This is a genomic window from Halopseudomonas oceani (assembly GCF_963677335.1).
In the GTDB taxonomy this organism is placed as follows: Bacteria; Pseudomonadota; Gammaproteobacteria; order Pseudomonadales; family Pseudomonadaceae; genus Halopseudomonas; species Halopseudomonas oceani.
Window position 1 is genome coordinate 3,490,636 of the sequence record NZ_OY781932.1, and the last position, 24,514, is coordinate 3,515,149.

Consider the following 24,514-nt stretch of genomic DNA (forward strand, 5'->3'; position numbering starts at 1 on the left):
TTTTCAATCCTCAGTAGAGGGCCGATACAGCCCTTCGTTTTCAATATAGTCAAGCACCGCATCCGGCAACAAAAAGCGCGGCGACGCGCCATTGCCCACCAGCGTGCGAATATGAGTAGCCGAGATTGCCAGCGGCGTCTGCGACAGACAGATGATCTGGCCGTGACTGCGCTCGGGTTGATCGGCGCTACGTGCGGCCAGCAGGTCCTTGAGCACCTCCGGCACTTCCAGATCGTAATCCGGGCGCTGCAGTACCACCAGATTGGCCAGTTCCAGCAAATCCTGCCAGCGGTGCCAGCCTGGCAGCCCGCAAAAGGCATCCCAGCCCAGCACCATGAACAGGGCAACATCTGCCCCCAACTCAAGACGCAGCGATTCCAGCGTCTCTACCGTGTAAGAGGGCCGTTGGCGCTGTAACTCCCGATCATCCACCTGCAGGCCGCCACCCGGCCCTACCGCCAGCTCCACCATGCGCAGCCGCTGCGCGGCAGTGGCACCCGGCATATCACGATGTGGCGGTCGTGCACTGGGAATCAGCCTGAGCTCATCCAGCTGCAATTGCTCACGCACTTCGATCGCACTGCGCAAATGACCGAAGTGAACCGGATCAAAGGTACCGCCGAGCAAACCAACACGGCGCATCAGCAGTTGCTCACTGACGGATGTGGCCGTCACCGAACACCACGTACTTCTCACTGGTCAGCCCTTCGAGGCCAACCGGACCACGGGCATGAATCTTATCGGTGGAAATGCCGATCTCCGCACCCAGGCCATACTCGAAACCGTCGGCAAACCGGGTCGAAGCGTTGATCATCACCGAGCTGGAATCCACCTCGGCAATGAAACGGCGGGCCCGAGTGTAATCCTCGGAGACCATCGCATCGGTGTGCTGTGAGCTATAGGTGTTGATGTGTTCAATCGCGGCATCCATGTCGGCAACCACGCGGATCGACAGGATCGGCGCCAGATACTCGGTCGACCAATCCTCCTCGGTCGCTGCGACCACCTCCGGCAGCAGCGCACAGGTCGCCGCACAGCCGCGCAGCTCAACGCCCTTGGCCGCATAGAGCGGGGCAACACGTTTGAGGAACGGCTCGGCGACGGCCTCGTTAACCAGCAGGGTTTCCATCGCATTGCAGACACCGTAACGATGGGTCTTGGCATTGATGACGATGGCTTCGGCCTTGTCGAAATCAGCGCGGTCATCAACGTAGACGTGGCAAATGCCGTCCAGATGCTTGATCACCGGCACGCGCGCGTCTTTGCTGATGCGCTCGATCAGGCCCTTGCCGCCGCGCGGCACGATCACGTCGACGTACTCGGGCATGGTGATCAGCACACCTACGGCGGCACGATCGGTGGTTTCCACCACCTGCACCACCTCGTTGGGCAGACCCGCAGCCGCCAACCCTTCACGCAGGCACTCGGCGATGGCGCGATTGGAATGGATGGACTCGGAACCGCCACGCAGGATGCAAGCATTACCCGATTTCAGGCACAAGCTGGCGGCCTCGACGGTCACGTTCGGGCGCGACTCGTAGATAATGCCGATCACGCCGAGCGGCACGCGCATCTTGCCGACCTGAATACCAGACGGCAGGAACTTCATGTCCCGAATGGCACCAACCGGGTCGGGCAGCGCAGCAACCTGACGAAGGCCCTCAACCATCCCCGCCAGACGCGCGGGGGTCAACGCCAGCCGATCCAGCATGGCGTCATCCAGCCCGTTATCACGACCCGCTTGCAAGTCCAGCTCATTGGCGGCGACCAAACGCTCCGCCGCCGCTTCAATCGCCTCGGCGGTGGCCAGCAGGGCAGCATTCTTGACGGCGGTTGGGGTGCGGGCAATCACACGCGATGCCTTACGGGCCTTCTGCCCCAGCTCGGTCATGTATACCGCTACCTGTTCAACGCTCATGCTTTCACCTGCCACCTGTCTGACCAAATGCGGCATTATAGCGGGCTCGCCATTGGCTTGACAGCGCCGCCTGCGGTCGCAGTGCAATTCAATGTGTCATCCAACCCCTGTTACCATGAGCCCATGCCCGATACCTGCACCAGCCCTCCGTCCCCAACCCCATTGCCAGAGCGCTTCTTCCAGCGAGACGCCCGCGAACTGGCGGTTGCGTTGCTGGGCAAGGTGATTCGTCGCCGACTCGACGGACAGTGGCTGGCCGCACGCATCATCGAAACCGAGGCCTACCTGCTGGAGGAGCGCGGCAGCCACGCCTCGCTCGGCTTCACCCAGGCCAGACGCGCGCTATTCATGCCCCCCGGCACCATCTACATGTACTACGCCCGTGGCGGCGACTCGATGAACTGCAGCGCTCAGGGCGAAGGTTGCGGCGTCCTGCTCAAGTCCGGATACCCGGTGGTCGATGCCGTCAGCCCTAACAGCAGTCTTGCTCGCATGCAGCAGCTCAACCCACAGCGCAACGGCGAGCCACGAAAGCCGGAGCGCCTGTGCGCTGGGCAAACGCTGCTGTGCCGCTCGCTGGACATTCGAGTACCGGACTGGAACGCACAGGGGTTCAACGCAGACACCCTGCTGATCGAGGATGACGGCTACCACCCCGAGCAGGTGATTCAAGCCGCTCGCCTGGGTATTCCGAGCGGCCGCGACGAACACCTTCCCTACCGTTGGGTAGACGCCGCCTATGCAGCCCACTGCACGCGCAACCCTCTTGGCCGCAGCCGCCTGCCAGGGCATGACTACCACCTGCTGGAACATGGCACAGCACTGCGCTCAGTTGTCAGCGGAGTCCCCCCATGCTCGCAGGCCTGACCGACTGGCTCGCCAGCCACCAGCAATGGCTGGGGATCGCGATTTTTCTGGTCGCCCTGACCGAGTCACTGGCGGTGGCCGGCCTGGTGGTACCAGGCGTGTTCCTGCTGTTCGCCATTTCCGCGCTCGCCGCCAGCGCCGGCGTATCACTGACCGAGGCCGTTCTCTGGGCCTTCGCCGGAGCGGTCATTGGCGACCTGCTCAGCTTTGGCCTGGGCCGCTGGTTTCATCAGGATATTCGGCGCATTCCGTTGTTCCAGCGCAATCCGCAGTGGATTGACCGCGGAGAGCACTTCTTCCGCCGCTACGGCTGGCTGAGCATTGTGCTGGGGCGATTCATTGGCCCCATCCGCCCCGTCATACCGATGATCGCCGGCATGTTCGATATGCCAGCCTGGCGTTTTGTCACCATCAATGTCCTCTCAGCCCTGGCCTGGGCACCGGCCTATCTGATTCCCGGCTACACGGCTGGCCATGCAGCACACTGGGCTGTCCCCCCGCTGTTCTGGGGGCAGGCGCTGAACCTGACCGCGGGCGCGGCAATTGTGCTGGCTGGCTGCGTTTACCTGATGCGCTGGCAACGGCGCTGGAGCCCACTGGCGGCTGCCGGCCTGTGCCTGCTGGCACTGCTGGTGCTGATCCTGCAGCAGCACACACTGGATGTATTCAGCAGCACCCTGATTGACAGTCGCACGCAGCTGCAGCTGCCGGTACTGCCCACACTCGGCCAACCCCAACCGGAAGTGCTGCTGCTGATGCTGCCGGTACCATTGAGCCTGCTGCTGGCCCGGCGCTGGGGCGCCGCCGCACTGTTTGCCACAGCCATGGCAATCACGTTCGGCCTGACCCGGCTGGCGGAACTGCCCACCGCGAGCAGCATAGCCGCGCTGATCACAGCCGCGCTCGGAGTGATCATCGTATTGTGCAATCGGGGACAACCTTTCTGGGGAAGGGTCAGCTGGCTGCTATACCCCTTGCCGTTACTGGCTCTGCTGGACAGTAACCTGCTGTTCCAACAGGTTGCAGTCCCACTGGCGATGCTGAGCAGCCTGCTGTGCGCCAGCAGCGCGGTGCTGCTCGCCAGTTGGCTGGTCCAGCGCGCCAACCCGCTTCCCCCTCTGCCGGGGCTGTCACGCTTACTGGTTGCACTGTGGCCCTATCTGATCGCCGGCTGGTTACTGCTGACCGCCTGAGCTCAAGCCTGCATCTGCACCAGCCAGTCACCAATGCGATCCAGCCGCTCCAGCGGCGGCGTCAGCGCCAGCAAGCTGGTTTTCTGTTCCAGGCTTAGCGGCAACAGGTAGGCCAACTGCCAGGCCAGCGCTTGCTGACTGCCATCTACCGGCGGCAATTGCAGATTGCTCACCAGTGGGTGCTCCTGTAGCGCAGCATGTAGCGCCAACAACTCATCGTGTTCGGCTTCCAGCGGAGCATCCAGCGCCTCAGGCAACCATTGCGCCTCCGCCGTCACCAGCCCATCAGCCGCAACGTCCACCTTACCCAGCCGGGCGCGCCGATGTCCCTCGACACGGATACCCAGCAGCCCGTTGTCACGCTGCTGCCAGTCGATAATGCGCGCCTCGCAGCCTATGGCACTGAAGCGCAGATTGCTCGTTCCCACCTCTGAACCCTGCTCAAGACCGACCACGACAAAGCCCTGCTGTTGCCGAAAGCAACGGCTAACCATATCCAGGTAACGCGCCTCGAATATCTGCAAGTCCAGGTGGCAGCCCGGCATCAGTACGGTCTTGAGTGGAAAAAGCGCGATCTGCTCGCTCACGGAAATCCCCTTGTCATTCACTGCGGCGCGACATAGCCTGCAGACAGGTGGTCGAATCATTCAGCAAACCTATGAAACCATGGCTTGCATTGACCACTGCCGCCCCCCTTGTAACCATGCCTGCGAACAGACTTACCTGCGGCAGGGTAGCAACAATGCCCAGGGCGAGCACGAACACCCTCACAATAAGAGTCACGGAGAGCACGATGAAAGCCATTCCCGTTTCTGAACTTACGTCCCTGATCGGCAAGGATATGGGTCATTCTGACTGGCTGCAGATCGACCAGGAACGCGTCAACCAGTTCGCCGAATGCACTGGCGACCACCAGTTCATCCACATCGACGAAGAAAAAGCCAAGCAGACTCCGTTCGGCGGCACCATCGCCCACGGTTTCCTGTCGCTGTCGCTGCTGCCGGCGCTGTCTGAAGGCCTGATGCCGCGTCCGGAAGGCCTGAAAATGGCAGTTAACTACGGTATGGACAGCCTGCGCTTCATTCAGCCGGTTCGCGTGGGTTCACGCGTTCGCCTGCACACCACCATCCTGGATGTCACCGAAAAGAACCCGGGGCAGTGGCTGATGAAAGCCCGCAACACCCTGGAAATCGAAGGCGTCGACAAGCCCGCGTTTATCTCCGAAGGCCTGTCGCTGTACTTCGTCTGATTGGCCAGCAATCAGACCCGTCACGACCAGCAGCCGGCTGGTCGTGACTCACAGGCTACTCCCCCCAGCGCGGAATAAGCGCCTGCTCCATCCCCAACTGCCCCAAAATCCGCGCCACCACAAAATCGACCAGATCATCAATCGACTGCGGCTTGTGATAAAAGCCGGGACTGGCCGGCATGATGACCGCCCCCATCTGACTGAGCTTGAGCATGTTTTCCAGGTGAATGCTGGAAAATGGCGTCTCGCGTGGCACCAGAATCAGCTTGCGCCGCTCTTTCAACGCTACATCGGCCGCACGCTCAATCAGGTTGTTGCTGGCTCCGGTCGCAATCGCCGATAACGTACCGGTCGAACAGGGGCACACCACCATCGCCGCTGGCGCACCGCTACCCGAAGCCACCGGCGCCATCCAGTCCTGCTTGCCGTAAACCCGGATCTGCCCTTCTGCCGCCTTGAACTGCTCGATCAAATACTGCTCCAGCGCCTGCGGCTTGGGTGGCAGCTGCCATTCGGTTTCCGTCGCCACGACCAGTTGCGCCGCCTGCGAAATCAGGAAGGAAACCTCTACCCCCGCCTCGACCAGGCAACCAAGCAGCCGCATCGCGTATTGGACGCCGGACGCACCGGTCACTGCCAGCGTAACCCGCTCAGCCATGACGCGCCTCCAGGGCCTCAATCAGGCGCTGATGAATACCGCCAAAGCCGCCGTTGCTCATCACCACCACACGTGTTTGCGGCGTCGCCGCCGCCACGACCTGTTCGACAATCGCATCCAGGTCACTGGCTACCTGCGCCGGTACTGGGCTGTCGGCCACCACACTATCAAGCGACCAATCCAGCCCCGCCGGCTGATACCAGAACACCTGCGAGGCATCGCACACACTGGCCGGCAACGCCGCCATGTGGCTGCCCAGGCGCATGGTGTTGGAGCGCGGCTCAATTACCGCAATCAACGGCGCGTCACCGATCTGCGCGCGCAAGCCGGCCAGCGTGGTAGCAATCGCCGTTGGGTGATGGGCAAAGTCATCGTAGACGCTGATGCCATTGATCTCGGCCAGCTTCTCCATGCGCCGCTTGGCATTGCGGAACCCGCCAAGCGAGGCAATGCCCTGCGCTGGCGTCACGCCGACATGGCGTGCGGCCGCAAGCGCCGACAGCGCATTGGCGACGCTGTGCTGGCCGGTCTGCTGCCACTCGGCGACGCCCTGCAGCTCGCCGTCGAGCCAGACCTCAAAGCGCGAGCCGTCGTCACTGAGCAGCCGTGCCTGCCAGTTGCCGCCCTCACCCGTGGTCTGGCACGGCGTCCAGCAACCCATTCTGATGACGCGCTGCAGCGCCTCATCCTGCTCCGGATGAATGATCAACCCGGAAGCCGGCACGGTTCTCACCAAATGGTGGAACTGCCGTTCAATGGCAGCCAGATCGGGGAAGATATCGGCATGGTCAAACTCAAGGTTGTTCAGCACTGCGGTGCGCGGGCGGTAATGGACAAACTTGGAGCGCTTGTCGAAGAAAGCACTGTCGTACTCATCTGCCTCGACGACGAAGAACGGCGTACCACCCAGGCGCGCGGAAATGCCGAAATTTTGCGGCACACCGCCGATGAGAAAACCGGGCGACATGCCAGCGTCTTCCAGCAACCAGGCCAGCAAGCTGGAAGTCGATGTTTTGCCGTGGGTACCGGCCACCGCCAACACCCAGCGATCCTGCAGGACATGACGCGCCAGCCATTCCGGGCCGGACATATAGGGCATGCCCTGATCAAGCATGTACTCCACCGCCGGGTTGCCGCGGGCCATGGCGTTGCCGACGATCACCAGATCCGGCGCCGGCTGCAGGTGTTCAGGATGGTAGCCCTCCTGCAAGGCAATACCCTGCTCGCTCAGCTGGGTGCTCATTGGCGGGTAGACGTTGGCATCTGAACCACTGACCTGATGACCAAGCTCACGCGCCAGCAGCGCCAGCGAGCCCATAAACGTACCGCAGATGCCAAGAATGTGCAGGTGCATGTCGGGTCCTTTGTGCCTCTCATATAGGTAAAGCCCGCCACAGTGGCAGGCAATCTGATCCGGTCGGGGCGCAAGCAGGCAGGGCTGCGCCGCACACCGAGCGATACTAGCATGCTAGGCCGCACCGCCTGCCATGCAGGCGAGCAGGTAACAGCCAACCAGCCTGCCGACATTCCTCCGCGCCAGTTTGCCGAGCGACCGGCATTGACTCCGTCAATCGACGCCACTTTGATCCCGCCTTGGGACGGTAGTTCGCCAGACCATCAAGGTTATTGCCGGCGGTTTTGAGCCAAAACCAAAGAGCTTCTGCTCTGCGATGAATCACCACATCGCTGTAAGCCTTTAAGCGACAGACGGTCACCAAAAACGGTCGTTAGTTAACATCTCACGCCCATACTGAAAGCAAAACCACGATGCCAAAGGCGTCTGACGGTATTTTTTGGCCGCGCGATTGCAGATTCAAAAGCGCTGGTGCAGGATGCATGTAATGACCACCCAAAACCTGCCAGCCATTTCATGACCATGATTGGGGTAATCGTATGCGCATAGTTCAGGCCGATGTTGACCATCTCGATGAAGTCACACCGCTGTTCATCAAGTACCGGGAGTTCTACGGCCAACCGCCGCTGCCTGAGGCTTCGCGCCGCTTCCTCGAGGCGCGCCTGGTGCACGAGCAGGCAATCATTCTGGTTGCAGAGGATGATGACAGCGGCAAAGCCCTCGGCTTCTGCCAATTCATTCCCAGCTTCTCCGCACTGACGCTGGCTGCCAGCTGGGTACTCAAAGGCATCTACGTGACCGAAGAGGCGCGTCGCCAGCTCGTGGCCGACAAGCTGATCAATCATGCCAAGACCATGGCGCGCGAAGTTGGGGTCAAGCGCATGACCGTGATGACCGGGGAAGAGAACATGGCGGCGCAGAGTCTGTATCGCTCGCTGGGCTTCTCCAACGACCACGACTTCATGTACTTCGCACTGAAACTTTGACGCCGTGCGCCGCCCCGACGCCTTTTGACCGGGAACCGGGACGGCGCATTCGTTTTGCCTTCAAAAACGTTCCAGACCGGCATGAATCGGCAATACCGAACTACGACCAAGGTTCACCCCGTTTTTGCTTGGTATCAGCCGGCTGATGCGCCTATAATGCCGGCCAGTTTTCAACTATGGCCCCTCAGGTAACCCATGAGCTACGACAAGATCCCCGCCGGCAAAGACATTCCCAACGACATCTACGTCGCTATCGAAATCCCAGCCAACCACGCGCCGATCAAGTACGAGATCGACAAGGACAGCAGCACGCTGTTTGTTGACCGCTTCATGGCGACCCCGATGTTCTACCCGGCCAACTACGGCTACATCCCGAACACCCTGGCAGACGACGGCGACCCGCTGGACGTTCTGGTTGTTACCCCGCATCCGGTCGTTCCGGGCGCGGTCATCCGCGCACGCCCGGTTGGCGTACTGCACATGACCGACGATGGCGGCGGAGATGCCAAGCTGATTGCTGTTCCGCACGACAAGCTGAGCGTGCTGTACCGCGACATCAAGGAATACACCGACCTGCCGGAGCTGCTGATCCAGCAAATCCAGCACTTCTTCGAGAACTACAAGGATCTCGAACCTGGCAAGTGGGTCAAGATCGACCGCTGGGGCGGCGCTGAAGAAGCCCGTGCGGAAATCGTTAAGGCTGTAAACGCTTACCAAAAATAAGCGTTTCGCCTCGCTAAAAAGCCGGCCACAAGCTGGCTTTTTTTATGCCCGCACGGCAGAGTCCGACCATGACCGATCGCTACTTCGACCATCTGGGCGCCCGTTTCGCCCAACGCATCTACGACAGCCCCAAAGGCTCTATCCGCCTGGCCGTGCTGCAGCGCGACCTGCAGCAATGGCTGCCGGCACTGCTGCAGCGAGAGTCGCCGCTGCGCATTCTCGACGTTGGCGCTGGGTTGGGCCAGATCAGCGGCTGGCTGGCGGGCCTCGGCCACCAACTCACCGTCGCAGAGCCTTCCGCAGCCATGCTGGAGGTCGCCCGCGAGCGCATCACCGCCGACCAACCCAGCGTGCCAGTGCGCTTCATGCAGGCACCGCTGCAGGAACTCGCCGCGCAAGGTGAGCAATACGATCTGGTGGTCTGTCATGCGGTATTGGAATGGCTGGCCGATCCTGCGCAAGCGCTGCAGCAACTGGCCTCCCTTCTGCAGCCGGAGGGAGCCCTTTCACTGGCGTTCTACAACCGCGACGCACTGATCTACAAGAATCTGGTCAAGGGGCAGTTCAAAAAACTGCGCAAGAAACCGTTGTCCGGGCAAGGCACCAGCGGGCTAACGCCACAGCAGCCGATTGACCCACGCGCCGCCACGCAATGGGTCGCGGCAGCAGGCCTGGAGTGCCTGACAACGAGTGGTGTACGGGTGTTTTATGACTACATGCCGGAGCCTTTCAGCAGCAACAGCAGCCTTGATGACCTGATCGAATACGAGCTGCGGTACAGCCAGCACCCGGCGTACCAGCACCTTGGCCGGTACCTGCACTGGTGGCTGCGACCGGCAGTACCGCGCTAGCCGCGTTCAACCCGGTTACGCCCTTCCCGCTTGGCGACATAGAGCGCGGCATCGGCGCGTTCTATCAGATTCTGGCCGCCCCGCACCACGTCCTGCGCCTCCGCCAGCGCGGTACCCAGGCTTATGGTCACGTTCAGCGGCCCATCGTCCAAATCGAACGGATGGCGACAGAAACAGTCTCGCATGCGCTCGGCGATGATATCGAGCTCACCCTGACTCTGCACCAGCGCCAGCACCGCCAGCTCCTCACCACCCAGCCGCAAAGCCAGATCATGCGGTCGAATTGCCGCCGCCATGCGCTGACCGGACTGGATCAGTACCTGGTCACCACCAGCGTGCCCGCGCTCGTCGTTAATCCGCTTGAAGTGATCAAGATCGCCGTAAATGAAGGCAACTTTCAGCCCCTCGCGCTCGGCCCGGCTGAGCAAAGCCGGCAACATGGCATGCAGCGCCTGCCGATTCCACAGCTGGGTCAGCGGATCAATCAGCGCCCGGCGCTCTGCCTGTCCCAGCGCGTCCTGCAACCAGGCGGCATCCATGCGCAGCTGATGCGCGACAAACAACGCCTCGAAAAGCTCGCGAAAATCGCTTAGTGCTTCCCGCTCGACGCCGGTCAGCTCACGGGGTACAGGATCGTGCACACAAAACGATCCGATCCTGCTGCCATCGGGCGCATGCAGTGCGATACCGGCATAAAAACGAATATGGGGGTGACCGGTAACGGCCGGGTTGTCGACAAAGCGCTCATCCACCAGCGCATCCTGCACGTAGAGGATGTCTTCAGACAAAATGGTGTGGCCGCAGAATGATATGTTGCGAGGCCCCTCAAGACTGGTGGTGCCGATACGCGCTTTGAACCACTGACGATCAGTGTCAATCAGGCTCACCAGCGCGCTACCCACGCCAAACAGGCGCTGAGCGATGCGCAGCAGCGCATCAATGTGCGGATCAGGTGGCGTATCCAGCAGTTTCATGGACCTGAGAGCAGCCAAGCGCTGCTCTTCACCCGCCGGAATTGGCGCTTCGATCATTGCTCTTCTCCCATTCCTGCACCGGGTGTCTATCCCCTGCCTCGCGACTAACCTGCAGGCATCCAGCGGTCCGTGCGCCAGAGCCAGACAAACCAGCCACCCAAAAACAGCGAGCGTAACGCCATAAACGTCAAAAAACCAAACCAGACAAAGTGGTTGCCTTGCCCTTGCAACGCCCAGGCCAGCGGCAGATAACAGGCTAGCGCGAGCAACATGGTATTGCGCATTGCCAGCGCCCGCGACGCCCCGATGAAAAGTCCGTCGAGCAGGTAGCTCCAGACCGTCAGCAGTGGCATGACCGCGACCCAAATCAGGTACTGTTGGGCTTGCGCCCTGACGTCCGGCAAGTCCGTCAGCAACCGGATCAGCAGGCCACCACCGAACGCAAACGCTACGACAAAAACCAGGCTAAGCAGCAGCGACCAGACAGTGGTGATCACCAGCACCCGAACCAGCGTGCGCTTGTCCCGCTTGCCCAGCGCGTGACCTCCCAGCGCCTCAAGGGCATGCGCCAGCCCATCGAGCGCGTGGGAGGTAATAAGCAGGAAGTTCAGCAGCACCGCGTTGGCCGCTACCACGTCGTCCCCCAACTGCGCGCCCTGCACAACCAGAAGATAAAAAACCAACTGCAGGGCCAGAGTACGAATCAGAATATCGCGATTGACCCGCAACAGCGGTGCTGCCCCCTTGAGCCGCAGCGCCCGCGCCCAGTCAAACACCCCTGGATACTGACGCAGCGTCGGTCGCAGCAGCGCCAGACCAAGCAGCAGTCCCAGCAGGTCCCCGCATACGCTGGCCCAGGCAGCGCCTTCTACGCCCATTTTCAGCCCGACCACCAGCAACAGGTCCAACAACATGTTGGTCAGGTTCACGGTAAGCAGCATGGCAAACGGCACTCGACTGTTCTGGGCACCGATAAACCATCCGATCAGTACAAAGTTGGCCAGCGCAGCTGGCAGGCTGAACAGACGAATCTGGAAATAGGCTCGGGCTTGCTCCAGCAGTGATTCACTGCTTTGCAGGTAGTGCAGACCCAAATTCAACAAGGGCATTTGAAACAACCAGACCAGCAGACTGATCAACACCGCCAGCCAGATCGCCTGCAACAGAATACGTCGCAGCGCGTTGCCGTCACCGCTGCCACAGGCCTGCGCCGCGAACCCGGTTGTTCCCATGCGCAGAAACCCGGTCGCCCAGAGTACAAAGGTAAACAGAGTGCTACCGACAGCAACAGCGCCGAGATGATAGGCCGCGTCGAGATGGCCAATAACCGCAGTATCGACCAGCCCCACTAGCGGGACACTGATATTGGAGAGAATCAACGGCAGCGCAATGTGCCAGACCCGGCGTTGCGCGTTCCGATCACGCCAGTGAGTCAGCAACGGCTGACGCAGACTCACTGTCAGCCTCCCGAACGCTTCACCTTGAAACCTTCAGCGACCAGCAGCTCACAGACCTGATCAGCCTTGTCGCCCTGAATTTCGATGATGCCATCCTTGACCGCGCCACCACAGCCGCAGCGATTCTTCAGCCGCTTGGCCAGCGCCTTGAGATCATCGGCCTTAAGCAGCACACCGGTTACCGTGGTCACGGTCTTGCCACCACGGCCCTTGGTTTCCCGACGCACCCGGGCGATTCCATCACCCTCGGGAATCGCCTGTTCAGCACAGCGGCATTGCGCCACTGGCTGCTCGCAATCCGGGCACAGCCGTCCGGAATCGGTCGAATACACCAGGCCGCCGAGGGCCTGCAAACCGTTTTTTTTCATGCCTGAATATCCAGTTAAAACTGCCGCAACAGCCGTACCAGAGCTTCCTGAGAGTCAGGCGCATATTGCTCGCCCGGACGCTGCCAGTCGCTACGCGGATCAACCCAGCGCACCGCCTGCACCTCCTCCGGCTGCAACGTCAGGGGCCCATCCCAGCAGCAGCTGAACACGCCAGCCCAGAGCTGGCTCTCGGCTGAGTTGAAGAAAAAGCGAAAATGTTCGGTCAGTGGAGCGCCCACAACGCCCAGCTCTTCAGCAAGCTCACGCTCGGCGCCCAGCAAATAGCTTTCGCCGGCGGCCACCACACCACCAGCCGCAACATCCCAGAAGGATGGATACAGACGCTTGTGCGCTGTGCGCTGATGCACACACAACTCGCCACGAGAATTGAAGACAAAAATGAAAGTGCAGCGGGTAATCAGTCCCTGAGACTGGGCATCGGCGCGCGACACGACGCCCAGCTCACGATCCTGTTCATCGACATGGATGACCTGCTCTGCACCCGAGGCCTGAAGATAGGCCGCGACTTGACGCTCATCCACGTATCAGCCCTGCTCCAGCAAGCGGCCAAGTTCGATCATCCCGGCATTGGCGCGAGACAGATAGTTCGCCATTACCAGTGAGTGGTTGGCCAGCACGCCGAACCCATCGCCATTGAGCACCATCGGGCTCCACAGGGTCTGCTGGGTTGCTTCCAGCTCACGAATGATCTGCTGCAGGCTTACCAGCGCGTTCTTCTTCTCCAGCACATCGCCAAAATCGTGCTCAACAGCACGCAGCAGTTGCACCAGTGCCCAGGAGGTACCGCGTGCCTCGTAGAACACATTGTCAATTTCCAGCCAGGGCGTGGTCTCACCAACCTTGCCACCAGTGGTCAACGGCGCGCGCCCGACACTGGCAGACAGGCGCTGGGACAACGAGCCAAGACGGGTACTGACATCGCTCACCCAACTGGAGAGATTGTCGGCACGGGAGTAAAAGTCAGCATCACCGCTCTGTAGCCGCACGATATAGCTGTCGAGGGCTCGAATGCCGTCCCGGTATTCGCTTTCACTGGCCGGCATGGCCCAGCTGTTGTTGTCGAAGTGCAAGCGCGGCTCGGCTTTCACCAGATCCCGATCTTCGGTCGACTGGGACTGGGACCGGGCCATATCTCGGCGCAGAGCGCGGGTCATGTCACGGGCCTGAACCAGCACGCCGTACTCCCAGCGCGGCATATTATCGAGCCATACACCCGGCGGCATGATGTCGTTGCTAAGGTATCCGCCAGGTTTGTCCAACAAGGTTTCAACGATCCCACGCAGGGTGCGGGCGGTGTATTCACCGCTGACCATCTCCGGGGTCGGTGGACCGGCAACCGGCTCCAAATCCGGCTCGCTGCTCCAGTACCAGCCAACCAGCAGACAGATGAATAACCAAATCAGCACCACAGCGAGAAGGACGCTGCCAATCAGCGAGCTGTTTCTGTCCCCATCCGCACCGGCGGTCCGCTTGCCAAATTTCATATTCTGACTCCTGTGGCTGTTCTGCGCCTCAGCATATCACGGCTGTCTGAATGTGCCGCCACCATTGAGGAAAACGGCAGCGGCCTGCCATGGCCATCACAGGGCCAGCATTCATCAAGCTGTCACAGAACTGACATTATTATCCAGGCAGTCCATTATCGTCCGGGGCACTGCCATGCGCTTGAAATCCCTCACCCTGATCAACACCGTTCTACTGGCCGCCGCAGGGGTCACGCTGGGTGCCAGTCTCTGGTGGTCGCAACAGGCGCTAAAAGCCCCCTACGCATTGATGGATGCCTACCTCAATATCGTTGGCCAGACCCAATCGCTGCAGCAGAATACCGAGGCCTACCGCCTGCACGGCGACGCATTGCGGCTGCAGCAAGCGCAGCACGCAGCGACGGCGCTGCAGGAAAGCCTGCAGCAATTTCCAGCTGATATCCGTCAGCCACTGGAGGCGCCACTGGCCACCTTTGCCGAATTCATGCAGACCGATCTGCTGGCCGTCGGCAAGCTGGCGGGCGACCCACAGGCACTGTTGATTCAAGCCGAGCGCGAAGTCCTCGCAGAACTCAACCATCTCGCCGAATACGCCCGAAATGGCCAGCAACAGGGCGCAACGGCAGCAGCCGACTATGTCCGTCTGATAGACGACCTGCAGGCCAACCTGTTTCGTGTCAGCATCGCCCGCGCGCGCCTGTTCAGCCAGAACGATCCGGCTCTGCTGGAGAACCTGCAGCGCTTGATCCGCAGCACCCGGACCACTGCAAATGAGCTCGATGCCCTGCCGCTGCTGGGCGTGGTTGAAGAGCAGGACAACAGCAACGACCCCTTTGCCTCACTGCTGGGCGTCAACACCGGCAACAAATCCGCAGCCAGTGACCCTGGCGCTGACTACAAGCGCACCCTGCAATCGCTGCTGAGCCGCTACCCGGCAGAGCTGGAGCGCACCAGCGCGCTGATCGCCGAACGGGCCAAGCTGCAGCAGATTACCGGCGAGCGCATTGCCAGTCTGCTGGCTGGTACCGAGCAGATGCGCCCGGCGCTGACCGCAGCGCGCGATAACGTCACCACGCAAGTGCGCAACGTACAACTGGCAATCATCGCCATGATCATTTTGATCGCGGTGCTGATCGAGCGCATGCAGCGTTCGCTCGCTAACGGCATCAGTCAGTTTGCGCCGGCGCTTTCCACCTACGCCAGCGGTGATTTCACCCAACCGGTATCCTCCCGGAGCCGGGTACAGGAACTGAAGCAACTCGAACACTCGGCCAACCAGCTGCGCCAGTACCTGATCGAACTGGTGACCACCATCAACCAACAGGCAGAAGCCCTCAGCGGTACCAGCAACGACCTGGAACAGCTGTCCGCCGACACCCACGATCGCGCCGCTCAGCAGCAACGCGACACCCAATCGATTAATCAGGATATTGGTGGCATGGATGAAGCCATTCGTCTGGTGGCAACCAACGCCGGCGAAAGCGCCGAGCTGGCAAGGGTGGCCAATCGCGAGGTGCGCGACGGTCAGCAGGTCATCGGCGGCACCATTGCCCAGATGCAGCAATTAGTGGTGGAAGTGCAGAATAGCTCCCGCACCATTGATCGCATGGTCACCGAGTCCGATACCATCGGCAGTGTGCTGGAAGTCATTCAGGGCGTTGCCGAGCAAACCAATCTGCTGGCCCTCAACGCGGCCATCGAGGCTGCACGCGCTGGTGAAGCCGGCCGCGGTTTTGCAGTGGTTGCCGACGAGGTGCGCCAACTGGCCCAGCGCACAGCCGGCTCCACCCAGGAAATCCGCCAGTTGATCGAACGCCTGCAACAGGTTGCGCGCCAGTCGGCGGGGCAGATGGAAGAACAGGTCAAGCAAGCGCGCAATACCGCCGAACAAGGTCAGCTGGCGGACGCCGCCTTGGGCCGCATCGTCAATGCCATCGAACGCATCACCGAACTGGCCGAACACATCGCCACACACACCGACGCGCAATCCGACCGGGTCCGCACCATTCGCGAAAACAGCCAGCAGATCAATCATCTGAGTGAGGCCAACCTTGGTATGGTCGCCCACACCCGCGAGCACACCCGGCAGATCAGCCAGCGCAGCCGTGCCCTGCTGTCAGCGGTCTCCGCCTTCCGAATCTGAACCGCTGAGCCATTCAGCAACAATTGTGGCACTGCGCCTCAGGGCCAGTGCCTTTCACCAGCCAGCGTCAGCCTTTATGATGACCGTCCACTTTCCGCTCGGTTATCCCATGCGCGCGTTTCGTTTTTGCCTGATGCTGCTGCTCCTGCTAAGCGCCAGCGTCCACGCCCAATTCGCTGGTAACGGCTCGCTGACCGGCCTGATCCAGAGTGGCAGCAGCCAAAGCACCTTTCTGCCGGTTCATCAGGCTTTTCGCCCCGACATCCTCGACGCCAACGCTCAACAGGTCACCGTGATCTTTGACATCGCGCCCGGCTACTACCTGTATCGCCATCGCCTGCACCTGAGCAACCCGGACAGTCCCGACGAGGACCTGCAGATCGCGCTACCGGAAGGCAAGCACAAGACCGACGAGTACTTTGGTGACGTCGAGGTCTATTACGACCAATTGCAGATTCAGCTCGATACCAACCAATTGAGCGCCGGACAAACCCAGCTGCGGGTCGGTTTCCAGGGCTGCGCCGATGCGGGTCTTTGCTACCCGCCAGAAACCGCCATGCTGGAGCTGCCGACACCGGCGACCGGTGGCACGCCTGCCAGCAACGACAGCCAGCCCGCAGCAGCGCCCACAGCGGCGCCGCAGCCCGCTGCGCAAGAGCATGGCCGACTGGTGACCTGGCTGCTGTTTCTGCTCGGGGGTATCGGCCTGACGTTCACCCCCTGCGTGCTGCCCATGCTGCCGATTCTGTCCAGCATGGTGCTGGGCCGCAGCCACATCAGCCGTGGCCGTGCGCTGTCACTGGCACTTGGCTACGTGCTTGGCATGGCAGTGACATTGGCTATTGTCGGGGCCCTGATCGGTAGTTTCGGCGCCGCCCTCAACCTGCAGGCGCGCCTGCAATCACCCTGGATTCTGGGCACTTTCGCGGTGTTCTTCGTGCTGTTTGCGCTGGCCATGTTCGGCCTGTTCGATCTGCGCCTGCCCGAGTTTTTGCGTGAGCCACTCGAACGCCTGAACCGCCGTGCCCACGGCGGCTCGCTGACCGGCGCAACCGCCATGGGCGCACTGTCGACGCTGGTGGTATCGCCTTGTATCTCGGCGCCTCTGGCAGGGGCACTGGTGTACATCAGCAGCACCGGGGACACCCTCGGCGGCGGCCTCAACCTTTTTGCCTTGGGGCTCGGCATGGGTGTTCCGCTGATTGTTATCACCCTGTTCGGTAAGAGCCTGCTGCCCAGCTCAGGGCCTTGGATGGAAACGGTCAAGCATCTGTTCGGCTTTGGCTTGCTGGCGGTCGCCATCTGGTTGCTCGAACGTGTATTGCCGGGCCCGGTAAGCCTCGCCTTGTGGGCAGCGCTGAGCACCGGCCTGGCTGTTCGTCTGGGCTTGATGCAGGGCGGCAACTATCTGCGCCAGACCATTGCCCTGCTGTTTGGCCTGTATGCCGCGGCCGCCCTGTTCGGTGCCCTTGCCGGCGGCGAAGACCCGCTACGACCATTACAACCACTGACCGGTGGTAGCAGCGTACAACCCGCCTCCGCGGCCTTCACCCTGATCAAGGAGCCAGCCGAACTGGAGCGTCAACTGGCAGTGGCTGCCGAACGCGGCCAGCCAGCCATCGTCGATGTCTATGCTGACTGGTGCATCAGTTGCAAGATCATGGAACGCACCATTCTTAGCCAGCCAGAGGTACAGGCACTGCTGGCCGACCACCTCCGTATCAAGCTTGACCTGACTGACAACAGCCCGGCCCAGCGCGCTTGGCTGACCCGCCACGAGCTATTTGGCCCTCCCGCTTACCTGTTTTTTGCTCGCAACGGGCAGGAACAGCGTGACCTGCGCATTCAAGGCGAAGTCTCACTGGAAGAATTCAGCAGCCTTGCAAGCCAGTCCAGACAGGAAAAGATTGCGCCATAATGCAGCCATCATGCTGACATTTGATGTCAACATTCCGCTTCTGGACAGGCCGATCTGATTACGGCAAACTGCCGGAAAAATCTTGACTGACGGGTCACTCCAAAAGAGCCTCCCGTCCCGCAACGGAATACACGGACAATGGCCAGTATCCTGGTCCTGCACGGACCCAACCTGAACCGCCTCGGCAGCCGCGAACCCGGTGTCTATGGCGCGACAACACTGGATCAGATCAACCAGCACCTGCGCGAACTGGCCAGCCAGCAGGGGCACCACCTGCTCAGCCTGCAAAGCAATGCAGAGCATGAACTGATCGAACGGATTCACGCCGCGGGTGACGAAGCCATCGACTTCATCATCATTAATCCGGCTGCTTTTACCCATACCAGCGTCGCAATACGTGACGCATTGCTCGCAGTGAGCATCCCATTCATCGAAGTTCACTTATCCAACGTGTATAAGCGCGAACCCTTCCGTCATCACTCCTACTTTTCGGACGTAGCCGAGGGAGTGATCTGCGGTCTGGGAGCCAAGGGCTACGAGCTGGCCCTGCAAGCCGCGATACACAAGATCGAACAAAACTGATTACGCAAACCTGCTCTGGAGTGCACGCATCAATGGATATTCGCAAAGTCAAAAAACTCATCGAACTTCTGGAAGAGTCCGGCATCGACGAACTGGAAATACATGAGGGCGAGGAGTCGGTTCGCATCAGCCGCCACAGCCAGCACGCACCGGTACCGCAGTATCAGGTAGCCCCTGCTCCAGCACCGGTTGCCGCCGCACCCGCTCCGGCCGCTGCTCCGGCTGCCGAACCTGCCGCACCGGCAGAGCCGAGCGGCCATCTGGTTCGCTCGCCGATGGTTGGCACCTTCTACCGCTCGCCGTCTCCGACTGCGGCCGTATTCGTTGAAGTAGGCCATACCGTCAAGGCGGGCGACGTACTGTGCATCGTCGAAGCGATGAAGATGATGAACCACATCGAAGCCGACAAGAGCGGCGTGGTCCAGGCGATTCTGGTAGACAACGGCCAGCCGGTCGAATTCGATCAACCGCTGTTCAGCATCGCCTGAGCCCGGGCCGGAGGCTTAGATGCAAAAAGTACTAGTTGCCAACCGAGGTGAAATTGCCCTGCGCGTGATCCGCGCGTGCAAGGAACTCGGTCTGAAAACCGTGGCAGTGCACTCCACTGCCGACCGCGAGCTGATGCACCTGGCCATGGCAGACGAAACCGTCTGCATCGGCCCGGCACCAGCGACCGACTCCTACCTGAATATTCCGGCGATCATCAGCGCTGCAGAAGTTACCGGCGCTGACGGTATCCACCCCGGCTACGGCTTCCTCGCCGAGCGTGCAGACTTTGCCGAGCAGGTGGAAAACTCCGGCTTTACCTTCATCGGCCCGAGCGCCAGCGTCATCCGCCTGATGGGTGACAAGGTCTCCGCGATTGCCGCCATGAAGGAAACCGGCGTACCAACCGTACCCGGCTCCGACGGCCCGCTGCCCGAAGACGAAGCAGAGTGCCTGAAGATTGCCCAGCGCGTCGGCTACCCGGTCATCATCAAGGCCGCTGGCGGCGGCGGCGGTCGTGGCATGCGCGTTGTGCATGAAGAGGCCGAGCTGATCAAGTCAATCAAGCTTACCCAGGTTGAAGCGGGTGCCGCGTTCGGCAACCCGATGGTCTACCTGGAGAAGTTTCTGACCAACCCGCGTCACGTAGAAGTGCAGGTACTGTCAGACGGCCAGGGTAACGCCGTTCATCTGGGCGACCGCGATTGCTCGCTGCAGCGCCGTCACCAGAAGATCATCGAAGAAGCCCCGGCACCGGGTATCGACGAGAAGGCGCGTGCAGAAGTTCAGGCGCGCTGCGTTCAGGCCTGTATCGACCTGGGTTACCGCGGTGCAGGTACCTTCGAGTTCCTGTATGAAAACGGCGAGTTCTATTTCATCGAAATGAACACCCGCGTACAAGTTGAGCATCCGGTTTCGGAAATGGTCACCGGCATCGACATCGTCAAGGAGCAGATCCTTGTCGCATCGGGCCAGCCGCTGAGCATTCGTCAGGAAGATGTTGTCATTCGTGGCCACGCCATCGAGTGCCGTATCAACGCTGAAGACCCGAAGACCTTCATGCCCAGCCCCGGCACGGTCACCTTCTTCCACGCTCCGGGCGGTAACGGCATTCGTGTCGACTCCCACCTGTACAGTGGTTACAAGGTTCCGCCGAACTACGACTCGCTGGTCGGCAAGCTGATCGCCTACGGCGCCACCCGTGATGAAGCGCTTGCACGCATGCGCAACGCCATCGACGAGCTGGTGGTAGACGGCATCAAGACCAACACAGCACTGCACCGTGAACTGGTACGTGACCCCGGCTTCTGCAAGGGCGGCGTCAATATTCACTACCTGGAGCACAAGCTGGCAGCGGAGTAACTGCAAGCTGCAAGCTGCAAGCTGCAAGCTGCAAGCTGCAAGCTCACAGCGTATTATCTGCACCATTCGGGGGAGCGAATTATCGCTCCCCTTCTTTTTCTGCTGATCTTGCAGCTTGAAGCTTGCCGCTTAAAGCTGCTCCAAAGGAGCCCCCCTATGTCCTGGCTGCAACTGCGTCTTGCCATCACCCCTGAGCAGGCCCCCACGCTGGAAGATCAGTTACTGGAACTCGGCGCTGTATCCGTCACGTTCATGGACGCCGAAGACCAACCCATTTTCGAGCCAGACCTTGGCACCACCCCGCTTTGGTCAAACACCCACCTGCTGGCCCTGTTCGAAGCGGACACCGACCCCGATGCCCTGCTCCAGCACCTGCGTCTGCTGTGCCAAGCCACGCTGCCGCCGCACGAGCTGGAGAAGATTGAGGACCAGGACTGGGAGCGCAGCTGGATGGACAACTTCCACCCCATGCGGTTCGGTGAACGCCTGTGGATCGTCCCTAGCTGGCACGCGGCACCGGAGCCCAACGCAGTCAACCTGTTGCTGGACCCCGGTCTGGCGTTCGGTACCGGCACCCACCCGACCACCGCACTCTGCCTGCAATGGCTGGATGCACAGCAACTGCAAGGCAAGACACTGATCGACTTCGGTTGCGGCTCCGGCATCCTCGCTATCGCCGGTCTGCTGCTGGGGGCAGAACACGCGGTCGGCACCGATATCGACATCCAGGCGCTGGAAGCCTCGCGCGACAACGCCCGACGTAACCAGATTGCCGACGAGCGATTTGATCTCTACCTGCCCGAACAGATGCCGGACGCACCGGCCGATGTACTGGTGGCGAATATCCTCGCCGGCCCGCTGGTCAGCCTGGCACCACGCCTGGCCAGCCTGGTCAAACCCGGTGGATTGCTGGCCCTGTCCGGCATCCTCGCGGAACAGACTGACGAGATACTTGAGGCCTACAACAATGACTTCGAGCTCGATCCGGTTGCCAATCAGGACGGCTGGATTCGGGTCAGCGGTCGGCGGCGGTGACAGCTCACCCCTGATCCGGGCAGAATACGCAATCGCACGACTAATCACCGCAACAGGACAGCCGGCCACCCATGAGTGAACTGCAGGTCACCCAGTGCCCATTCTGCAAGACGCACTTCCGCCTAACTCATGAGCAGCTGCATGCTGCCGGTGGTAACGTTCGCTGCGGTGCCTGCCTGAAGGTCTTCAACGCCCTGCCGCAAGCTCCCGCTCCGAGCAAGCCGGAGCAGCCAACGCCACCAAAGCGCTCGCCGGTCAATCAGGACACCCTGCTAATCCACGACGATCTGGAGCTGGATGACCTTGACCTCGAAGCGCTTGGGCTTGACGAATCGATACTGGATGAAATCAACCCGCGCCCCCAGGGTAGTCCCCCGCCAGGCGCGGATACCGATCTGGACACCAGTGACGAGCCGACTTCACTGGCCGAGACGGTCAGCACCGAGCTGTTCGCCGAGTCAGGCCTGAGCGCCCTGGACGACGAAGACCTCGATCTGGACGAGTCTTTCCGCGCCGCCCCGGCGGCCCGCGAGTTCACCCAAGCGCAGAATGCCCAGTCCCAACCAGCGCCGGCGGCCTCAGAACAACCGGAAGTGGAGCCAGAGCAGCCGCATCAGCCCTTCGCTCCGCATGCACGTTTGCTGCCCCTGCAGGATGACGACATCGACCATCCACTGATGCAGCGCGACCTACGCCGCGAGCCGAGCCTCGGCACCTCGACCACCTCTGCGGAGGACGACGAGCAGACAGATGTGCTCGAACCGGGGTTCGCCGAGAACATCCGACTGCCGGACCTGGAAGACGAGCCCCTGCACTTCGAGGCGCCGCTGAGCCGTCGTCGGGCACGGCACAACTGGCTGTGGGGGCTACTCTGCGTGCTCGCACTCGCAGGCCTGGCGGCTCAGGCCACCTACTACAACCTCGAAGCCTGGTCGCGCGACGACCGCCTGCGCCCCGCGTTGGAGAACGTGTGTCTGATAGCTGGCTGCCACCTGCCGACGCGGGTCGATATCAGCCAGATTCGCAGCAGCAATTTGCTGGTACGACCGCACCCGGAATTCCCCAACACACTGGACATCAACCTGATCATCTACAACCGCGCCGACTACGATCAGCCGTTCCCGGTGATTCGCATGGCGTTCAGCGACAGCCGTGGCCGCACCGTGGCGACTCACGACTTCCGTCCGACCGAGTATCTGGCGGGCGAACTGGCTGGGCGCACTCTGATGCCATCGCAGACTCCGATCCATATCGCACTGAGCATGGTTGCACCAACCCAGCAAGCAACCAGCTACCAACTGGACTTCGTCGCCCCCTGAGCCTTTCGTCGGCAAGCACCGTTGCCTGTCGCACGGTGCTTTCAATTGGCCTACACTCGCTGGTCAGCTGTACAAAAAACACTCAAAACAGTCTTTAACCGGTCATGCTTTGCGGGTATTATGTGCGCCCTTTTCGCCCATCTTCACCCTGAGCCAGAGCGGACGGGACGTGGCGACCCGCTCGCCGCGCTGAAAACCGACAGTACAGGGATGGACCAGCAGTGATCAGTATCGGACCCTATCAGCTCGCCAATCGTGTGATTCTGGCCCCTATGGCCGGCGTTACCGATCAGCCCTTCCGGCAGCTATGCCGGCAACTGGGTGCCGGCTTGGTAGTCTCCGAAATGGTGACCAGCGACACCCGCCTGTGGAACAGCCGTAAATCACGCCTGCGTCTGATCCACGATGGCGAGCCGGAGCCCCGCTCGGTACAGATCGCTGGCGGCGACCCCGAGATGATGGCCGAAGCCGCCCGGATGAACGCGGCACTCGGCGCCCAAATCATCGACATCAACATGGGTTGCCCGGCAAAGAAGGTCTGCAACAAGGCCGCCGGCTCAGCGCTGCTGCGTGACGAACCGCTGGTTGCGGCCATCTGCGAGGCCGTGGTTCAGGCCGTCGATATCCCCGTTACCCTGAAAATACGAACTGGCTGGGATCCGGAAAACCGCAACGCCCTGCGGGTAGCCCGGATTGCCGAAGACAGTGGCATTCAGGCGCTTGCCGTGCATGGCCGCACCCGCTCCGAGCTATACACCGGTCACGCCGAGTACGACACCATTGCCGCCGTCAAGCAGAGCATCAATATCCCGGTGTTCGCCAACGGCGACATCACCAGCGCCGAAAAGGCCAAGCAGGTGCTCGCACATACCGGCGCCGATGCCGTGATGATCGGCCGTGCCGCTCAGGGCCGCCCCTGGATCTTCCGTGAGATTGATCATTTCCTGCGCACCGGCGAGCAATTGGCTGCCCCTGAACTGGCCGAGCAGCAGCAGATTCTGCAAAGCCACCTGGACGCACTGCACGCATTCTACGGCGATGAGCACGGTGCACGCATTGCGCGTAAGCACGTCGGCTGGTACCTGCAGGCGCTGCCTGGTGCCACCGAGTTTCGCCGCGAATTCAACCGCATCAATGATGCGCACCAGCAACACATCGCCATCGCGCATCACTTCGCCCGTCTGCTGGAAGGAGATCTAGCAGCATGATTTACGACACCACCCTACCTGATGGAAGCCACACCGTGAGTGACAGCAGTCAACCCACCCTCCCGCCAACCGGGATCGATGACATTCGCACCCCGAGAACGCTGCGTGACAGCGTAGAAGAGGCTCTGCACAACTACTTTCAGCACCTCGAAGGCCAGGACGTCACCGACGTCTACAACATGGTGCTGTCTGAAGTCGAAGCCCCGTTGCTCGAAAGCGTGATGAACTACGTCAAAGGCAATCAGACCAGAGCCTCCGAGGTGCTGGGCCTGAACCGCGGTACGCTGCGCAAGAAACTCAAACAGTACGGATTGCTCTGAAGCTGCAAGCCAGCATTGCCTCCACTTGACGCTTGAGG

26 protein-coding genes are annotated in these 24,514 nt (G+C 61.2%); 15 read left to right on the plus strand and 11 right to left on the minus strand.

Translation table 11 applies throughout. The annotated features are described in order from the left end of the window. Nucleotides 1-3 precede the first annotated feature (3 nt). Together nadD and ACKPCU_RS16390 are read right to left on the minus strand one after the other, a co-directional pair. Entirely contained in the window at nt 4-642 is a 639-nt protein-coding gene (gene nadD, locus ACKPCU_RS16385) for a nicotinate-nucleotide adenylyltransferase (protein ID WP_321351863.1), read from the minus strand. A 10-nt stretch (nt 643-652) separates the two neighbouring features. Continuing rightward, on the minus strand, nt 653-1,918 hold the full coding sequence (locus ACKPCU_RS16390) for a glutamate-5-semialdehyde dehydrogenase (RefSeq protein WP_321348338.1): 1,266 nt from the start codon (nt 1,916-1,918) through the stop codon (nt 653-655). Nucleotides 1,919-2,011: 93 nt separating this feature from the next. On the opposite strand from ACKPCU_RS16390, the gene ACKPCU_RS16395 reads away from it, so the two are divergent. Then, entirely contained in the window at nt 2,012-2,785 is a 774-nt protein-coding gene (locus tag ACKPCU_RS16395; protein ID WP_407651767.1) for a DNA-3-methyladenine glycosylase, read from the plus strand. Further along, nucleotides 2,770-3,978 carry a DedA family protein gene (locus ACKPCU_RS16400; protein WP_321348342.1) on the plus strand — a complete coding sequence of 403 codons (1,209 nt, stop codon included), beginning with the start codon at nt 2,770-2,772 and terminating at the stop codon, nt 3,976-3,978. The genes ACKPCU_RS16395 and ACKPCU_RS16400 overlap by 16 nt, the downstream gene beginning before the upstream one ends. Nucleotides 3,979-3,980: 2 nt before the next feature. Here ACKPCU_RS16400 and ACKPCU_RS16405 read toward each other — a convergent pair whose 3' ends face one another. Next, a complete protein-coding gene (locus ACKPCU_RS16405; RefSeq protein WP_229744298.1) occupies nt 3,981-4,523 on the minus strand; it encodes an LON peptidase substrate-binding domain-containing protein in 543 nt (180 codons plus the stop codon). A 55-nt stretch (nt 4,524-4,578) separates the two neighbouring features. Beyond that, a complete protein-coding gene (locus ACKPCU_RS16410) occupies nt 4,579-4,782 on the minus strand; it encodes a hypothetical protein (RefSeq protein WP_170062998.1) in 204 nt (67 codons plus the stop codon). Here ACKPCU_RS16410 and ACKPCU_RS16415 point away from each other — a divergent pair. Beyond that, a complete protein-coding gene (locus ACKPCU_RS16415) occupies nt 4,772-5,227 on the plus strand; it encodes a MaoC family dehydratase (RefSeq protein ID WP_104737262.1) in 456 nt (151 codons plus the stop codon). The genes ACKPCU_RS16410 and ACKPCU_RS16415 overlap by 11 nt on opposite strands. Before the next feature lie 55 nt (nt 5,228-5,282). Here ACKPCU_RS16415 and ACKPCU_RS16420 read toward each other — a convergent pair whose 3' ends face one another. After that, nucleotides 5,283-5,885 (minus strand): flavin prenyltransferase UbiX, encoded by a 603-nt coding sequence (locus tag ACKPCU_RS16420; RefSeq protein WP_104737263.1) that lies wholly within the window; start codon nt 5,883-5,885, stop codon nt 5,283-5,285. Then, on the minus strand, nt 5,878-7,239 hold the full coding sequence (gene mpl / locus ACKPCU_RS16425) for a UDP-N-acetylmuramate:L-alanyl-gamma-D-glutamyl-meso-diaminopimelate ligase (RefSeq protein WP_321348349.1): 1,362 nt from the start codon (nt 7,237-7,239) through the stop codon (nt 5,878-5,880). The genes ACKPCU_RS16420 and mpl overlap by 8 nt, the downstream gene beginning before the upstream one ends. 539 nt (nt 7,240-7,778) lie before the next feature. On the opposite strand from mpl, the gene ACKPCU_RS16430 reads away from it, so the two are divergent. From ACKPCU_RS16430 to ACKPCU_RS16440, 3 genes are all read left to right on the plus strand, one after another. After that, nucleotides 7,779-8,225: a GNAT family N-acetyltransferase gene (locus tag ACKPCU_RS16430; RefSeq protein WP_104737265.1), complete on the plus strand. Its 447-nt coding sequence runs from the start codon at nt 7,779-7,781 to the stop codon at nt 8,223-8,225. A 195-nt stretch (nt 8,226-8,420) separates the two neighbouring features. After that, complete coding sequence (ppa, locus tag ACKPCU_RS16435) at nt 8,421-8,948, plus strand: inorganic diphosphatase (protein ID WP_104737269.1); 528 nt, start codon at nt 8,421-8,423, stop codon at nt 8,946-8,948. A 68-nt stretch (nt 8,949-9,016) separates the two neighbouring features. Continuing rightward, on the plus strand, nt 9,017-9,799 hold the full coding sequence (locus ACKPCU_RS16440; protein WP_321348353.1) for a methyltransferase domain-containing protein: 783 nt from the start codon (nt 9,017-9,019) through the stop codon (nt 9,797-9,799). Here ACKPCU_RS16440 and ACKPCU_RS16445 read toward each other — a convergent pair. From ACKPCU_RS16445 to ACKPCU_RS16465, 5 genes are read right to left on the minus strand one after another with little or no spacing between them, the layout of a single operon-like run. Next, nucleotides 9,796-10,830, minus strand: a complete 1,035-nt coding sequence (locus ACKPCU_RS16445; protein WP_321348355.1) for a sensor domain-containing diguanylate cyclase — start codon at nt 10,828-10,830, stop codon at nt 9,796-9,798. The genes ACKPCU_RS16440 and ACKPCU_RS16445 overlap by 4 nt on opposite strands. Before the next feature lie 47 nt (nt 10,831-10,877). Further along, complete coding sequence (locus tag ACKPCU_RS16450) at nt 10,878-12,230, minus strand: MATE family efflux transporter (protein ID WP_321348357.1); 1,353 nt, start codon at nt 12,228-12,230, stop codon at nt 10,878-10,880. A gap of 2 nt (nt 12,231-12,232) precedes the next feature. Further along, a complete protein-coding gene (locus tag ACKPCU_RS16455) occupies nt 12,233-12,598 on the minus strand; it encodes a translation initiation factor Sui1 (protein WP_321348359.1) in 366 nt (121 codons plus the stop codon). A 14-nt stretch (nt 12,599-12,612) separates the two neighbouring features. Beyond that, nucleotides 12,613-13,140 carry an NUDIX hydrolase gene (locus ACKPCU_RS16460; RefSeq protein WP_321348361.1) on the minus strand — a complete coding sequence of 176 codons (528 nt, stop codon included), beginning with the start codon at nt 13,138-13,140 and terminating at the stop codon, nt 12,613-12,615. Between the two features lie 3 nt (nt 13,141-13,143). Continuing rightward, nucleotides 13,144-14,103, minus strand: coding sequence for a DUF2333 family protein (locus tag ACKPCU_RS16465; RefSeq protein ID WP_104737274.1), 960 nt, complete (start codon nt 14,101-14,103; stop codon nt 13,144-13,146). 175 nt (nt 14,104-14,278) lie between these two features. Here ACKPCU_RS16465 and ACKPCU_RS16470 point away from each other — a divergent pair, with 175 nt between their 5' ends. The 9 genes from ACKPCU_RS16470 (at nt 14,279) to fis (ending at nt 24,476) form a co-directional block, all read left to right on the plus strand. Then, the gene (locus tag ACKPCU_RS16470) at nt 14,279-16,246 is read left to right on the plus strand and encodes a methyl-accepting chemotaxis protein (RefSeq protein WP_321348364.1); all 1,968 of its coding nucleotides are present in this window, start codon (nt 14,279-14,281) and stop codon (nt 16,244-16,246) included. Between the two features lie 109 nt (nt 16,247-16,355). Continuing rightward, entirely contained in the window at nt 16,356-18,164 is a 1,809-nt protein-coding gene (gene dsbD / locus ACKPCU_RS16475) for a protein-disulfide reductase DsbD (RefSeq protein ID WP_321348366.1), read from the plus strand. A gap of 138 nt (nt 18,165-18,302) precedes the next feature. Beyond that, on the plus strand, nt 18,303-18,746 hold the full coding sequence (aroQ, locus tag ACKPCU_RS16480; protein WP_104737276.1) for a type II 3-dehydroquinate dehydratase: 444 nt from the start codon (nt 18,303-18,305) through the stop codon (nt 18,744-18,746). Nucleotides 18,747-18,778: 32 nt separating this feature from the next. Further along, nucleotides 18,779-19,234, plus strand: coding sequence for an acetyl-CoA carboxylase biotin carboxyl carrier protein (gene accB / locus ACKPCU_RS16485; RefSeq protein ID WP_104737277.1), 456 nt, complete (start codon nt 18,779-18,781; stop codon nt 19,232-19,234). 19 nt (nt 19,235-19,253) lie between these two features. After that, on the plus strand, nt 19,254-20,594 hold the full coding sequence (gene accC, locus ACKPCU_RS16490; RefSeq protein ID WP_104737278.1) for an acetyl-CoA carboxylase biotin carboxylase subunit: 1,341 nt from the start codon (nt 19,254-19,256) through the stop codon (nt 20,592-20,594). 156 nt (nt 20,595-20,750) lie between these two features. Further along, nucleotides 20,751-21,629 carry a 50S ribosomal protein L11 methyltransferase gene (gene prmA, locus ACKPCU_RS16495; protein ID WP_321348372.1) on the plus strand — a complete coding sequence of 293 codons (879 nt, stop codon included), beginning with the start codon at nt 20,751-20,753 and terminating at the stop codon, nt 21,627-21,629. A 71-nt stretch (nt 21,630-21,700) separates the two neighbouring features. Continuing rightward, entirely contained in the window at nt 21,701-22,948 is a 1,248-nt protein-coding gene (locus tag ACKPCU_RS16500) for a DUF3426 domain-containing protein (RefSeq protein WP_321348373.1), read from the plus strand. Between the two features lie 272 nt (nt 22,949-23,220). Beyond that, a complete protein-coding gene (gene dusB, locus ACKPCU_RS16505; RefSeq protein WP_407651863.1) occupies nt 23,221-24,156 on the plus strand; it encodes a tRNA dihydrouridine synthase DusB in 936 nt (311 codons plus the stop codon). Then, the gene (gene fis, locus ACKPCU_RS16510) at nt 24,153-24,476 is read left to right on the plus strand and encodes a DNA-binding transcriptional regulator Fis (RefSeq protein WP_104737281.1); all 324 of its coding nucleotides are present in this window, start codon (nt 24,153-24,155) and stop codon (nt 24,474-24,476) included. The genes dusB and fis overlap by 4 nt, the downstream gene beginning before the upstream one ends. Nucleotides 24,477-24,514 lie beyond the last annotated feature (38 nt).

Coding starts and splice junctions, on each gene's coding strand:
- mpl (WP_321348349.1), bottom strand. CDS start 7,239: ATGCACCTGCACATTCTTGGCATCTGCGGTACGTTTATGGGCTCGCTG.
- ACKPCU_RS16445 (WP_321348355.1), bottom strand. CDS start 10,830: ATGATCGAAGCGCCAATTCCGGCGGGTGAAGAGCAGCGCTTGGCTGCT.
- ACKPCU_RS16390 (WP_321348338.1), bottom strand. CDS start 1,918: ATGAGCGTTGAACAGGTAGCGGTATACATGACCGAGCTGGGGCAGAAG.
- ACKPCU_RS16440 (WP_321348353.1), top strand. CDS start 9,017: ATGACCGATCGCTACTTCGACCATCTGGGCGCCCGTTTCGCCCAACGC.
- accB (WP_104737277.1), top strand. CDS start 18,779: ATGGATATTCGCAAAGTCAAAAAACTCATCGAACTTCTGGAAGAGTCC.
- fis (WP_104737281.1), top strand. CDS start 24,153: ATGATTTACGACACCACCCTACCTGATGGAAGCCACACCGTGAGTGAC.
- ACKPCU_RS16415 (WP_104737262.1), top strand. CDS start 4,772: ATGAAAGCCATTCCCGTTTCTGAACTTACGTCCCTGATCGGCAAGGAT.
- ACKPCU_RS16420 (WP_104737263.1), bottom strand. CDS start 5,885: ATGGCTGAGCGGGTTACGCTGGCAGTGACCGGTGCGTCCGGCGTCCAA.
- ACKPCU_RS16455 (WP_321348359.1), bottom strand. CDS start 12,598: ATGAAAAAAAACGGTTTGCAGGCCCTCGGCGGCCTGGTGTATTCGACC.
- aroQ (WP_104737276.1), top strand. CDS start 18,303: ATGGCCAGTATCCTGGTCCTGCACGGACCCAACCTGAACCGCCTCGGC.
- ACKPCU_RS16500 (WP_321348373.1), top strand. CDS start 21,701: ATGAGTGAACTGCAGGTCACCCAGTGCCCATTCTGCAAGACGCACTTC.
- ACKPCU_RS16410 (WP_170062998.1), bottom strand. CDS start 4,782: ATGGCTTTCATCGTGCTCTCCGTGACTCTTATTGTGAGGGTGTTCGTG.
- ppa (WP_104737269.1), top strand. CDS start 8,421: ATGAGCTACGACAAGATCCCCGCCGGCAAAGACATTCCCAACGACATC.
- prmA (WP_321348372.1), top strand. CDS start 20,751: ATGTCCTGGCTGCAACTGCGTCTTGCCATCACCCCTGAGCAGGCCCCC.
- ACKPCU_RS16470 (WP_321348364.1), top strand. CDS start 14,279: ATGCGCTTGAAATCCCTCACCCTGATCAACACCGTTCTACTGGCCGCC.
- ACKPCU_RS16405 (WP_229744298.1), bottom strand. CDS start 4,523: ATGCCGGGCTGCCACCTGGACTTGCAGATATTCGAGGCGCGTTACCTG.
- ACKPCU_RS16430 (WP_104737265.1), top strand. CDS start 7,779: ATGCGCATAGTTCAGGCCGATGTTGACCATCTCGATGAAGTCACACCG.
- dsbD (WP_321348366.1), top strand. CDS start 16,356: ATGCGCGCGTTTCGTTTTTGCCTGATGCTGCTGCTCCTGCTAAGCGCC.
- ACKPCU_RS16465 (WP_104737274.1), bottom strand. CDS start 14,103: ATGAAATTTGGCAAGCGGACCGCCGGTGCGGATGGGGACAGAAACAGC.
- dusB (WP_407651863.1), top strand. CDS start 23,221: ATGGCCGGCGTTACCGATCAGCCCTTCCGGCAGCTATGCCGGCAACTG.
- nadD (WP_321351863.1), bottom strand. CDS start 642: ATGCGCCGTGTTGGTTTGCTCGGCGGTACCTTTGATCCGGTTCACTTC.
- ACKPCU_RS16400 (WP_321348342.1), top strand. CDS start 2,770: ATGCTCGCAGGCCTGACCGACTGGCTCGCCAGCCACCAGCAATGGCTG.
- accC (WP_104737278.1), top strand. CDS start 19,254: ATGCAAAAAGTACTAGTTGCCAACCGAGGTGAAATTGCCCTGCGCGTG.